A 12,887-nucleotide genomic window follows, 5' to 3' on the forward strand; every position below is an offset into this window, starting at 1 on the left:
AATAAACATAGAAATCTTCAGGAGCATCCAATGAATAAATCCTTGTCTGTATTTGCAGCCAGCATTTTAGCGCTCGCCGTGACCGGCAACGCCACTGCTGAGGACAAGCGTTATATCGTGACTTTCAAGCAGGGAAAAGGCGAATCCGTTAAGTCTTTTATGAAGAAGAGAGGCGGAAGACAGGCTCTTGAAATACGCCGCCAGAATGCAATGGCAGCACATATGTCTGCAACAACCCTAAAAGAAATGCGCTCGAACCCGGATGTTGCTTTTATTGAAGAAGACGTTAAGCGGTATCCGATGTCCCAGGAAACCCCCTACGGAATCACCATGGTGCAGGCAGATCAACTAGGTGATACTCAGGCCGGCAACCGCACAGTCTGTATTATTGATTCCGGCTACGACCTGGTTCACGAAGATTTATCCGGAAACGCCGTCACTGGTACCAGTGACCCAAGCGGCGCAGGTAACTGGTATGAAGATCAAAGCGGTCACGGTACCCATGTGGCCGGCACTATCGCTGCGATGAATAATGGTACTGGTGTCGTTGGCGTGATGCCCAGCAGTAATATTAACCTGCATATTGTAAAAGTGTTTGATGGCGACGGCTGGGCCTACTCCTCCTCCCTAATGGCAGCCGCAGAGGTTTGTGCCGACAATGGTGCCAACATCATCAATATGAGTCTGGGCGGTGAAAATGCCAACTTCCTCGAAAGACGAACCTTTAACAACCTAAATCGTCAGGGAATCCTGTCCATCGCGGCAGCCGGAAACGACGGCAACACCGCGCACTCCTATCCAGCCTCATACTCTTCCGTTGTATCCGTCGGTGCTATCGATAGCGATAAAGCTATCTGGTCCTCCTCTCAACAGACTGACCAGGTAGAACTTTCCGCCCCCGGAGTACAGGTTCTATCTTCTGTTCCCACTGATACTGGCAGAATCTCTAGCTTAACCGTCGGCAGTGTTGACATCGAATCAGCCCCAATATCAGGCACCCCAGCTGGTGCAATCACCGGTTCAATGGAAGACTGTGGTACGGCTGAATCCGCTTGCACCAATGTAGCGGGTAAGATTTGCCTAATTGCGAGAGGCAATATCAGCTTTGCGGAGAAAGTTTTAAATTGTGAGTCCGGTGGTGGTATCGGAGCGATTATTTACAACAATGAAGAGGGATTACTCTCCAGCGCAACCCTGAGCGATACTGTAACCACTATTCCCTCGGTTGGTATTTCTGACACTGACGGTGCAACTCTGCTCACGCAGCTGAGTGCCAGCGTAGATTTGGAAAATGAGGCTACAAGCTACGAATATTTCAATGGCACTTCCATGGCTACCCCACACGTTGCCGGTGTTGCCGCATTGGTATGGAGCCACTTCCCCAACTGTAGCAATACAGAGATCCGCAACGCCCTTACGGCCACAGCGGAAGATCTCGGTGATGCGGGAAGAGATAATGCTTACGGCTACGGCCTCGTCCAGGCAAAAGCAGCCTATGACTACCTGGATACCTACGGCTGCTCCGGCTCCTGATCCCATTCGGATTAACTAGGGCTTAAATAAGAAAGGGGAGCAAAGCTCCCCTTTCCTTTGCCAGAACCGAGAAAAACCTGTTGAGAGTTTTTATAGATAGCCACAGGGTTAAGAAACTGTTTGGGACTCAAGATATATCCACCCCCGTACTGAAATCGCTCTCAGAGAGTAATCCCTCAGCGAGCAGCTGCTTTAAAACCCCCGAACACCGTTCTCTCAAAGTGTCGCGCACTAATCGTACCGTCGGTGTTATTGACTGCCTCCCCGGAGATACCAACCATAGCTCCGTTGCCTTGGGTTTATAGTCTCGCATAGTGGCCACTACCTGACCGGAAAGTAAATCCGCAGACATATCCAGACATGACTTAATGGCAAGTCCATAGCCAGAGGTACACCAACGTCGCACTAGGTCACCGTCATTTGACGACCTGTTCCCAGACATACGTATCTTGTATATCTCTTCGCCCCGAAAAAATTCCCAATTATTGTGCACAATCTCGTGAAGCTGATAAAAAAGGCCATTATGTGCGGAGAGATCCTCCGGTGTTTTCGGGGAACCCTTTTCCTGTAAGTAGGCCGGGGTTGCACACAATAAACGGGGCACGTCACAAATCTTAAAACCATACAGGTTGGCATCCGCTGGGGGGCCGTAGCGCAACGCGATATCCACAGGATCCCGGTAAAAGTCCACTTGACTATCACTGATATTCACTCTAAGACTCAGCCCCGGGTGCTCCTGTAACAATTGATCTAACCACGGAGTTACAAGGTTCCTTCCCAGGTCCGAGGATGCACCTATGCGAAGCTCGCCATCTATCTGACCGCTGTCTTCCTTGAGATTTTGCCGGGCGAGGTCCAAAGTCAGGAGGGCCTCCTCACATTTGGGAATAAACCTTTCCCCAGCACTGGATAGCCGCAATTGCCGCGTTGTGCGAATAAACAAGTCCGCTCCCAGCGCGCTCTCCACACGCTTGATCGCTGCGCTGGCAGTTGCAGTGCGTAAGTCGAGACTGGCGGCGGCCGCAGTGATACTGCGAAACTCAGCCACTTTAAGAATGACCCTCAAGTCTTCAAGCTGCATATTTTCAATATATTTTTGATAAAGATTCAAAGATTATAGTGTTTCTAGCGATGCAATCTAGATCTAGAATGACTTCATCAGCTCGACATCCCAGTCCTTACCCAGGAGGCAGCTAAGCTGTTCACTAGGTCTCCTCTGAAAGGATCAAGGAAAAGAGTACAAACCTTAATCCAACACATATTGAAACAAAGAGGCGTTCACATGAGCAGGCTCACTATCGTTGCCAACATTAAAGCCAAGGCCGACAAAATTGACCTGGTGAAATCTGAATTGTTAAAACTCATTAATACAACACGAGCAGAAGCTGGTTGCATTAATTACAACCTTCATCAAGACAATGACAATCCTGCACACTTCCTGTTTTATGAAAATTGGGAAACTCGCGATCTGTGGCAAACCCACATGAACAATAAGCACCTGGAAGACTATATGAAAGCAACCGAGGGCGCCGTTGAAGAGTTTGTATTGAATGAAATGACCGAGATTGATAACTAATCAAACTCGGTGTGTTATCCAGGTTCCCGCCTGGATAACACCGAGCTAATAAATACACTTCTTCAAAAGGCTTTCCCGGTAAATTAAGCGTAAAAGCCCTTCGACGGAGCAACTCTTCGTCTAGAGCTATTCCCCAATTGCAACCCAGCCAAATAAAATACTAATCAACAAGTCCGGATTGCCAATTAAGGTTGATAATCACCTGTAAATTAAGCTGTCGGTTTATCTGGGTCGGTCATCCTTTGCACTCAATCAGGCCCTATGCTTAAATTATTCCATTAACAGTCACTAATAAACATAATTAGCCTGAAGGATTTATGGAACTGGAATTTTTAACGGCAACCCTGTTTAACCTGGGCATTAACCTAATTTATACGCTGCTAGCGTTATTTATTGGTATCACCGCACTGATTACCATTGATAAGAAACTGCTTCGCTCTGTAGATATCGAAGGCGAGCTAAAAAATGGCAATATCGCCGTATCTATATTTGCATCAACCATATTGATATTTGTTGCCATCATTATTTCGTTTGGCCTCAAGGGATAGCACTATGCGCAAGTGGCTGGCTATCACACTGATACTTTCCCTCGCACTGATCACCCCTGAACTTGTACGGCGAGCTAATACACAGGAGCCGCCAACTAAAAGCACACCGGAAATCCCCCTTTCCGATAATTTATGGAGCTTTGGTAGCAGCGGCAGTCAGTTAGCCAGTATTGTGGACTCACAACAAGGTGTAGTGCGAGTAGTGGGTACCCGCTATCCTCTGGAAGAAAAAACCATCCAGCAAGTAGTCGACAAACGCTCACTGGAAGAGAGCGCTCATGTCTCAGTGTGGAACTGGCAGGGAATTGAGACGGCGACAGCTTCCGCTCGGGGACTGGACCAGCAGCATCACTTTGCCAATAGCTACCTGGTGGGGTTCAAGCCCTTTAAGACTCAACAGCTTTGGGTGCCTCTTTATACACTGGCTATGAATAAAGAGTACCAATACGATCACCTGCAATACGCCGGCTTGTCAGACATTTGGCAAACATCCCGGCAGGCCTATTACCAAAAGCGTGGTGACTGTGAAGACCACGCTATTTTGCTGGCAGATTGGCTGATTGAACTGGGAGTTGATGCGCGGGTGGCACTCGGAACCCATAAAGGTCAGGGGCACGCCTGGGTAGTGGCCATCTTGAACGATCAAGAGTACCTGCTGGAGGCAACCAGCAAACGTCGCCAGACCAGCTGGCAAGCCATGCCCCTGGCAGCGCTGGCGGAGGGTTACGATGCTGAATTTCAGTTTAACCGCCACTTTTTCTGGGCGAAGAAAAACCCAACACCCACTCGACAATACCGAGGCAATCACTGGGTAAAGAAATCCCAGTTTATTCGCGGTTAATGCCCAAAGGGGGTGAGCGTTTACAGCCACCCCCTTTTATCCATTTCAGATCAGATCGGAGACCCTGGCGGCAATGCTTTAACCGCACCAGGTTTTACTTCCAGCTTACCCTGCTTAAAGGCATCGATGCGCTGTGCCTCATAGTAATAGTGCGCACTATAGCCCTCAGGATCATCGCCAAACAGCCGCATAGAACCAATTTCCTGAAGAAGTTTTGCCAGCTCCAAATGCGCTTTGGCCCGCACTGATTCGTCTGCCTTTGCATTACTGGCCAGTAACATCAACTGCTCGATATAGGCATGATTAACCCGCTGGTGCACACTCGCCTGCAGACCGGTATAACCCTCACCCTGCAGAGCCAGTGCGCTCAAGCGCTGCAATAGGCTAGCAAACCCCGGTACCTCACTGCTGCGGGCACTCTGTTGATTCATTCGCGCCGCGCGCTGCGGGTCCATCAGGATTGATAGCGTATGCCCAGCAGCCGCTTCCGCCAGAGCCACCCCATCAAAAGCTACCCCCGTATATGAGGGGAAGCTCTCGATAGTACGTTCGTAGCCATAGGACTTGGGCGGAATCAGCTGCAAGACCTGCTCCGGCAAGGTGAGAAACTGCGGCGAAAGTGTATCCAGCAGTGCATCAATTGCCCGCTGTTGTCGCTCTGCGGGCACCAGGGTATAGCTATTTTGATCGGTACCGTTGTAGACATAGTCATAGTCCAAGCCACCAATCAATTTGCCCACAGCCTCCGCCTGGTAGCGATGACCGTAGTACACAGGCACCAGGGTCTCTTCCAGGTCAGAGCGGGGCGCGGATAAGGGCGCTGCCGCCGCAGAGAAGCTATCCAGGGCATGACGCCTCAAGTCGACCATCCGCTGGAATTCCGTCAATGGGTCGGTGCCGTTGTCCCAAAGGTGTGAGACTGCGTGAGCATTATTGATGGTGCGGGAGTCCGGGTCTGAAATAAAACGCAGCTCTAGTTCCTCAGCCTCAGCGATAACACTGTCGAGATAACTTTTTTCATCATCGCTCTCGCCATAGCCATAGCGAACCGCCAACTTATCCCAACTGCCGATGCCAGTGGCGTAGGCATCTGTCAGGTCCAACTTACCTCCCAGCAGAGAGACCAGCGGAGCCGGGTAATCCATAACGGAAGCCCGCTCTTCGCTACTGGCAGCAAAGTTGTGCGCCAGACCCAGGGTATGGCCTACTTCGTGAGCGGATAACTGACGGATACGGGCCAGGGCCATATTCTTTAGCTGCTCAGTACTGACGGTATCGCCGCGGTAGGGCTGTACAAGCCCTTGAGCAATCAGAAAGTCCTGGCGAACACGCAGGGACCCCAAGGTAACATTGCCTTTTAGAATTTCGCCGGTGCGGGGATCGTAAACCGAATAACCGTAGGACCAACCGCGAGTGGAGCGGTGTACCCAATTAATCACGTTATAGCGAACATCCAAAGGATCGACGCCCTCCGGCAGAATCTCTACGCGAAACGCATTTTTAAATCCTGCTGCAGCGAATGCCTGGTCCCACCAGCTCGCCCCTTCGATCAGGGCGCTGCGCACCGGCTCAGGAACTCCGGAATCTACGTAGTAAACAATCGGCTCCACAACCTCATCGCTACCCGACTTCTTCTCCAGTCGATGACGGTAGATATAACGCTGGTCCAGAGGCTCTTCAATCGCCGTAGCGTAATCTCGATAAGCGAACGGGAAGTAGCCGCTGCGGCTGTGAAAACGGCGGGGCTCATAGTCTTTATCCGGCAATTCAATCAGGGAGATATGCTGGCGCAGGGACACCAATGTAGGAGTCGGAACCACTTCGCGCAGATAGTTTCCCGGAGCTGATCCAGCAAAAGTTAGCTGGGCCTCAAACTCACTGTTCTTGGGAAAGTTTTTTGTGCGGGGCAGATAAATTGCCGATTTGCTCTTATCCACACTGTAACTGCCCTGCTCTGCGCCCTTGAGACGTGTAGCAATGCCGTGCTGATCGCTCAACAGGAAGGGCGTAAAGTCCACCAGTACCGCCTTATCGCTCTGGGCAAGCACCTTGAAGCCCCAGAGTACGGACGAAGCGAAAGCTTCCTCAACCGCGCGGCGCTCAGCCGCATTTGCTGATTGGGCACGGTATTTCAGGTTCACCTGATGCAGTAATACCTTGTTACCCGACTGCTGGAACTTCACCAAGCGGCTCTCACCCACCTGGTTGCGATCCAGGCCCACCGGGTTTGAACCCAGTCCCTGGGCCAGCCCGGTGAGCAAGAGCAGCTCGCGCTCAAACTCATCGATCTCCAACAACACCCGGCCGTTAGCCTCGTCCCAGTAAAAGTCGTGGAAGCCGCTGTGCCTATGCATGCCTGCGGTGTACTCCGCGATGCTCCCGGCCTGTGCCATTGTGCTGACTATCAAGAAGCACAGTGCGGCAATGTGCCTGCTTATGAACATTGAATACCCTCAATTTATTAAGTGTTATGGGCTAAAAATACAGAATACCCGCTGGAACATCCACGCCTGGCCATCACTCCCCGGGCCTGCGTCAGGAAAAAATGAAGAATATTTCTAGCTGCCTGCATCTGTTCGGCTACTCAGGCGCGTCACATTGAAAAGACACACAATAGGAAACCGGCATATGTGGAAGCCAATCGCACTTTCAACCTTGATAGGCCTCGGTATCAGTACCCAGGCAATGGCCCACGATTCTTTTCATGTCGATACCAGCACCTGCACAGTGTCTACGAATTACGCTATTGAAGTAGGCCCGGACTTCTTTACCGTCGATGGGGAAGACGGAAAACTGGTGACATTTCAGCTGCCCAACCAGCTATCAGTGGATGGTGAGTTGCTGTCCCTCAATTCTCAGCAGGAGCAACTGCTTCAGGAATACCGCCAACAGCTACACATCGCCGGTCGCGACACACTGGTACTCACCCTTGAGGCGGTCGATATTGCAATGGATGGCCTATCCATTGCCATCAGCACCCTCGCCGGGCCGGACCACCCGGATATCCTCGAACTCCAACAGTTTTCCGCCGACCTGATCCAGCGCACTGAGGACCGCCTCAATCGAGAGGGCGAGATCTACCAGCTGGGAAACGAGGAAATGGGTAACTATATAGAGAAAACCATCTCTGAAGAGTTTGAACCCCGTATCGAACGCCTCGCTATGGAGTCCGCGGGAACTATTGCCTGGCATGCCTTCAAAGCTGCCTTTACCGGCGGAGAAAGCATTGAAGAACAGGCCACTGAAGAGGCGGAGCGCTTACTGGAACAGCGCGGTAAGAGTATTGAGCAGTCTGCAAACCGCTTGTGTACACAACTGGAATCCATCGATCGACTGGAAAGCGACCTACATCAGCAGGTACCAGAACTCAGTCACTACGACATAGTGAAAGCCGGCCTGGTTGTCATCAATTAGGCGCTCTTGATTTTCATCCCCCCAAACTCGGCCGCACTGCGGCCTCTTTTTTAAATTTTCCACAGTATTGTCACAACCCCTGACGCTGCAAAAACTCCATTGCGTCGGTGACACTTTGTTCAGCATTTTCGACATGGGACATATGCCCCATCTTCTGATACAGAATTAACTCTCCATTAGGCAACTTGTCAGAGAAATACTTTCCTACGGACAAGGGAATAATTTGATCTTCTGCCCCCCAGATAAATAAAATTGGAATTTTAATAGTCTCCAAGTCCGGCAACGGCTGGAAATTGATTGTGGCATTAGCAACCAAATTGATCGCTGTACCGCGATTTTTCTCATAGCGGGAAAGCAAATAGATTCGTTCCAACATTTCCCCCGGCAGAGCCTGCGGATTGTAGAAAAATTTGGAAGCCAGCATTTTTCTCAATAATCCACGACTACCAATGTGCGCAACCATTTTTCGCCCCCAATGGCTGGTGGCAAATCGAGCAATACCAGCAGGCATTTCCAGTCCCTTGCCACATTTATAACCACCGGGAGAGACAAGAATAGCGGCCTTGGGTATATTCGGATGTCCTGTTAAATAGCGTAAAACCCCATTTCCACCAAATGAATGGCCAGCGATCACAAAGTCCCTAAGTTTCAGGGTTGAGACAAATTCTGCAATAAAATCGGCAAAATGCTTAGGTGTATAAGTGCCTCCTGGTAACGGGTCAGTCAATCCATGCCCTGGTAAGTCCACCAAAATAACATGATATTTTTCTGCCAATTTTGTCGCCCAGGCATTCCAGGCGCTCAGTGAATCACCACCACCGTGAAGACAAAGTATATTAACGCCATCAACAGGCCCCATCTCGCGATAATTAACGGATAAACCACCAGCTAGCGTAAGTTGATTAAAAGAGAATTTCAGTAGCTCATTGCGACTTAAACTGGGACTACAAAACGCCATCCACAGAAGCCAGAGTAGAATTAGAAAAAGAATTAAAACCAGCCAAAAAGTCATCGTTCTACCCGAGCCCCTCACCTTTATGCGCTGAAAAAGTGGCTGAGTTGGCGGAAATAGTAATACCGCAAGCAAAAGCTTGAAAATAATGGCCCAGATCCGCGCCCATTCAACAAGGATAGACGGCGCTCGCAACTGAAACTGGCTGCTACACCCAAAGGTAGAAAAAAGAAAACCTCTTAGTAATTCACCAATATCCCTGCCTAACCTAAAAAATGCAAATATTAAGTGCTATTTACTTTAGAAGGCCTCTAGTATTTCATGTCACACAAAGGGTTATCTGGACATCTGAGCCTCCGTCGCCCGGCAAATAGCATCCAGGGTAAGGGCAATATCAATATCGGTAGTCACCCAGGAAGAGACGCTAATACGCAGGGCCGCTTTTCCTCTCCAGGTAGTCGTTCCAAACCAGCAAACGCCCTCCTCCTGTATGGTCCTGACTATCTCTTGAATGTCTTCCGCAGTGCCAATAGTTGCCACCACCTGGTTTAACACTACATCGTTAAGGATCTCATAGCCCATTTCTGCCAAGCCTTCGCACAGATGCTGGGCATGGATACAGCAGCGATCAATCATCGCCGCTACTCCCTTCGGGCCCATCTCCTGAATCGCCGCCCACACTTCCACCCCTCTGGCCCGGCGTGAGAATTCTGGCACCATATCCTTGGGGGGCACCAGCGATCCCACTTGCAAGTATGGCGCCTGGGTTGTCATCACATTGTGTACAGCCCCCGGCTTTCGACAAATTGCCAAACCGCAGTCATAAGGCGTATTTAACCATTTATGAGCATCTACAGCCCAGGAATCTGCTTGTTCTACTCCAGTAGTCAACACTGATTTCGCTGGAGATGCCGCTGCCCACAAACCAAAGGCACCGTCGACATGTACCCAGGCACCTTTGGATTTAACTTCGAGAATTATGTCTGCAAACGGATCAAAACTGCCGGAGTTTACGTTGCCCGCCTGAAGGCAAATAATGGTGGTTTCATCAACCTCGGGAAAAGTATCTGCACGCACCCTCCCCTGTTCATCACAGGGCGCTTTAATCACCTGGTCCATACCAAATCCAAGAATAGAGAGCGCCTTGTGAACTGTGACATGGGACTGTTCAGAAACAACAATACGCAGTGGCGGCGCACCAGCTAGCCCGCTTTTTGCCAGGTCGATATTTAATTTTTGATAAAGCGTATTTCGCGCAGCAGCCAAGCACACCATATTGGCCATAGATGACCCTGTGGTGAAACCCACACTACTTTCCATCGGCAAGGTTAACAATTCCAATATCCAGTTTGCCGCAATACGCTCCAGATAAATTGCAGAAGGCGCCGACGCCTCCAGAACCGCCACTTGGTCCCAAACGGCGTTCATTACCGCCGCGCCCATAGAAGCTGGCGTAGCCCCACCTACCACCAATCCGAAAAATCGCCCACCGGTACTGGCAACTGTTGCCGGAGAACCATAACGATGCAGGCTCTCGACAACAGCCTCTGCCGGTTCCCCAGCCCGGGCCAAGTCGCTGTTAAAAAATTGCATTTGATCAATATCAAAGGCGGACGGACTTACGCGGCGATCGCGAATATCGGAAACATACTCCTCAGCGTACCGCGCTGCCAGGGATAGTACTTCTCTGGCATTAGAAAAATTTTTGCTGTCATTATTATCCATTTTCGCCCCCTCAACTCCTTTTCCAGTACCTGATCTAGTATAAAAAATTAATTACTCTATTAGACTTAAACTAATAAAAAATTAATTAAAACGATACGAACAATAAGGACAAAAACACCTATCTTTATGGCAAGAATCGCTTTTAGATAAAGTTGAAATAACAATAAACCTGGCACGTTTGAAGACAAGGATTAACTTGAAAGGACTTTTTATCTAGTGCTATCTTCTGCCCCAACATAACCAGTCGGGGCTCATACAGTGTTTGCTTACTTGGGGTTTATCTCGCTGGTATGGATGGTTGTAGGTGTTACATTGGCAGGAGCAAAATACTCTGGCTATAGCCATTCAAGACAATTCTGTAGCGAACTAGGAGCCGTTGGAAGCCCAACCCAGAAGCTCTCCCCCCTCATTAACAACTACCCACTTGGCATATTATTCTTCTTATTTGGCCTGCATATAATTCAAATTGAACAGGCCCCATTTGTACTTACCATCATTGGAGTTTTAATTATCATCCACGGTATTGGAACCTGGGTTGCGGGTTATTTTCCTATGGATGCAGATCCCTATACAAAAACCCCTAGTCTTGAATGCCAAATACACTCCTGGGCGGGGATGCTTATGTTGTTGTCTTTACTCATTGCGCCATTGCTAAGTACTTTCAGTAGTTACTTCTCAATAGAATTCAGGCTATTTAGTACAGCCTGCTTGCTCGCTTCTATCTATTTTACTGTTACCTTAAAAAAAGCCTACGAAGAAAAAACCAACCCCGGTCTGCACCAACGTCTCAGCTATGGAGCACAGTTGATATGGTTAACGGGGCTTTCCTTTAATCTGATAACGAGCTGACAAATAATTTATAGCAACTTGGAGTGATCAATCTGATAACGCTTCGAGAACAGTAAAAGCCCCTTCTGGGAGAAAGTAATCGCCCTGGAGTCCGCTCTTCTAACCGCCCACTGCTTTGCCAAGGCATCTTCGAGTATCCATTGACCCAAGCTGCCTGCAAGGTGGCTTTTTCGTTCGCTCCAGTCTAGGCATGACTTGCAAACCGGGCGCTTACGCTGCTTAAAACTAGCTACGGCTGCCCCTCGCTCCTGAAAAAATATTTCGCCCTCTTTAGTCAAGGAAACTTGCTGTGATTGCTCGGAGAGCAACTCACTAGCCAAGAGGGCCTCGTACAATAGAACACCAGTCATTCCTGCTAAATGGTCATAGCAGATGCGGGACTTCCTTAAATCTGGATCTGCGGGCCCAGTGGTAACTTTTTGAGGTACCAGGGTACTACTCAGATTGAGCAGTGCCTCTAGCGCTTCGGCAACTTGATGACTCGCCAGCTGAAAGTACTTGTGCCTACCCTGCTTGCGAACTATCAGCAGCTTGCTATCTACCAGCTTGGAAAGATGATTACTTGTAGTCTGTGCAGTCACATCAGCCTCACAGGCTAACTCAGTTGCTGTCAGTGCTTTTCCACTCATAAGCGCCATCAGTATCTTTGAGCGTGCCCGATCCCCTATCAAGCTGGATATCACCGAAATATCAGGTTCCATAGTTACCCCCACAACAGTTCGCTGGCCACCGAAGTATAGAAAATTAAACCGTCTAGAATGCCAGCAAATTATGAATAGAGGCAACTTAGATGACTGTAACCTGCTTTATTGAATACAAGATCGATCCGTTTAAGCTTGATGCTTTCCGACTGTATGCAGAGAACTGGGGCAAAATTATTCCCGATTGTGGTGGACGGCTATTAGGGTATTTTCTACCTTCTGAGGGCACCAACTTTCAGGCCTTTGGTATTATTAACTTCGATAGCTTGGCTCACTATGAACAATATCGAAAACTGCTGAAGCAATCTCCTCAGGGCAGTGAGAATTTCCAGTTTGCGATGAGAGAGAAGTTTATTCTTGAAGAGAAGCGCAGCTTTTTAAAGGCTGTGCCGGAAACCTACCTGAAGCTTCCACAGGAAAATCAGTGATGATTGCCGTCATATTTGAAGTTACACTAAAGCCTTCAGGAAAAGACAAGTATCTAGCTGTTGCAGCGGACTTAAAAGAACACCTGGCCGACTTTGATGGATTTATCTCAGTCGAGAGATTTCAAAGCCTCAATCAGCCAGAAAAAATTTTGTCACTCTCTATTTGGCGGGATGAAGAATCTGTAGTGAGTTGGAAAAATCACAAGGCACATTGTGATGCACAACACCTAGGCAAAAAACAACTATTTGACAACTATCGTATAAGGATTGGAAAAATTCTTCGGGATTATTCTATGCAATAAATCAACAGTCAAATTTGA

Annotated in this window: 13 protein-coding genes; 8 read left to right on the forward strand and 5 right to left on the reverse strand. The window is 49.0% G+C overall.

What is annotated here, in order from left to right; all coding sequences use genetic code 11:
- Positions 1-30 precede the first annotated feature (30 nt).
- The gene (locus ACG1BZ_RS21785) at positions 31-1,533 is read left to right on the forward strand and encodes a S8 family serine peptidase (RefSeq protein WP_413663660.1); all 1,503 of its coding nucleotides are present in this window, start codon (positions 31-33) and stop codon (positions 1,531-1,533) included.
- Between the two features lie 127 nt (positions 1,534-1,660).
- Here the strand turns inward: ACG1BZ_RS21785 and ACG1BZ_RS21790 are convergent, their stop codons facing one another.
- A complete protein-coding gene (locus ACG1BZ_RS21790; protein WP_413663661.1) occupies positions 1,661-2,614 on the reverse strand; it encodes a LysR family transcriptional regulator in 954 nt (317 codons plus the stop codon).
- Between the two features lie 201 nt (positions 2,615-2,815).
- On the opposite strand from ACG1BZ_RS21790, the gene ACG1BZ_RS21795 reads away from it, so the two are divergent.
- From ACG1BZ_RS21795 to ACG1BZ_RS21805, 3 genes are all read left to right on the forward strand, one after another.
- On the forward strand, positions 2,816-3,109 hold the full coding sequence (locus ACG1BZ_RS21795) for a putative quinol monooxygenase (protein ID WP_282930872.1): 294 nt from the start codon (positions 2,816-2,818) through the stop codon (positions 3,107-3,109).
- Positions 3,110-3,426: 317 nt separating this feature from the next.
- Positions 3,427-3,657: a DUF350 domain-containing protein gene (locus ACG1BZ_RS21800; RefSeq protein WP_108734840.1), complete on the forward strand. Its 231-nt coding sequence runs from the start codon at positions 3,427-3,429 to the stop codon at positions 3,655-3,657.
- Between the two features lie 4 nt (positions 3,658-3,661).
- Positions 3,662-4,498: a transglutaminase domain-containing protein gene (locus tag ACG1BZ_RS21805; protein ID WP_413663662.1), complete on the forward strand. Its 837-nt coding sequence runs from the start codon at positions 3,662-3,664 to the stop codon at positions 4,496-4,498.
- A gap of 50 nt (positions 4,499-4,548) precedes the next feature.
- On the opposite strand, the gene ACG1BZ_RS21810 is transcribed toward ACG1BZ_RS21805, so the two are convergent.
- Entirely contained in the window at positions 4,549-6,942 is a 2,394-nt protein-coding gene (locus tag ACG1BZ_RS21810; protein ID WP_413663663.1) for a zinc-dependent metalloprotease, read from the reverse strand.
- Positions 6,943-7,126: 184 nt separating this feature from the next.
- Here ACG1BZ_RS21810 and ACG1BZ_RS21815 point away from each other — a divergent pair, with 184 nt between their 5' ends.
- Entirely contained in the window at positions 7,127-7,912 is a 786-nt protein-coding gene (locus tag ACG1BZ_RS21815; protein WP_413663664.1) for a DUF2884 family protein, read from the forward strand.
- 70 nt (positions 7,913-7,982) lie between these two features.
- On the opposite strand, the gene ACG1BZ_RS21820 is transcribed toward ACG1BZ_RS21815, so the two are convergent.
- On the reverse strand, positions 7,983-8,924 hold the full coding sequence (locus ACG1BZ_RS21820) for an alpha/beta fold hydrolase (protein ID WP_413663665.1): 942 nt from the start codon (positions 8,922-8,924) through the stop codon (positions 7,983-7,985).
- 276 nt (positions 8,925-9,200) lie between these two features.
- Positions 9,201-10,589, reverse strand: a complete 1,389-nt coding sequence (locus ACG1BZ_RS21825; protein WP_413663666.1) for a pyridoxal phosphate-dependent decarboxylase family protein — start codon at positions 10,587-10,589, stop codon at positions 9,201-9,203.
- Between the two features lie 258 nt (positions 10,590-10,847).
- Here ACG1BZ_RS21825 and ACG1BZ_RS21830 point away from each other — a divergent pair, with 258 nt between their 5' ends.
- Complete coding sequence (locus ACG1BZ_RS21830; protein ID WP_413663667.1) at positions 10,848-11,438, forward strand: DUF998 domain-containing protein; 591 nt, start codon at positions 10,848-10,850, stop codon at positions 11,436-11,438.
- A gap of 8 nt (positions 11,439-11,446) precedes the next feature.
- On the opposite strand, the gene ACG1BZ_RS21835 is transcribed toward ACG1BZ_RS21830, so the two are convergent.
- Positions 11,447-12,139: an ArsR/SmtB family transcription factor gene (locus ACG1BZ_RS21835; protein WP_413663668.1), complete on the reverse strand. Its 693-nt coding sequence runs from the start codon at positions 12,137-12,139 to the stop codon at positions 11,447-11,449.
- Positions 12,140-12,228: 89 nt separating this feature from the next.
- Between ACG1BZ_RS21835 and ACG1BZ_RS21840 the strand changes: the two genes are divergently transcribed.
- Both ACG1BZ_RS21840 and ACG1BZ_RS21845 read left to right on the forward strand, forming a co-directional pair.
- Complete coding sequence (locus ACG1BZ_RS21840; RefSeq protein ID WP_413663669.1) at positions 12,229-12,567, forward strand: NIPSNAP family protein; 339 nt, start codon at positions 12,229-12,231, stop codon at positions 12,565-12,567.
- Positions 12,567-12,869 (forward strand): antibiotic biosynthesis monooxygenase family protein, encoded by a 303-nt coding sequence (locus ACG1BZ_RS21845; RefSeq protein ID WP_413665897.1) that lies wholly within the window; start codon positions 12,567-12,569, stop codon positions 12,867-12,869. The genes ACG1BZ_RS21840 and ACG1BZ_RS21845 overlap by 1 nt, the downstream gene beginning before the upstream one ends.
- Positions 12,870-12,887: the final 18 nt, after the last annotated feature.

It is taken from the genome of Microbulbifer sp. CNSA002 (genome assembly GCF_047324085.1).
In the GTDB taxonomy this organism is placed as follows: Bacteria; Pseudomonadota; Gammaproteobacteria; order Pseudomonadales; family Cellvibrionaceae; genus Microbulbifer.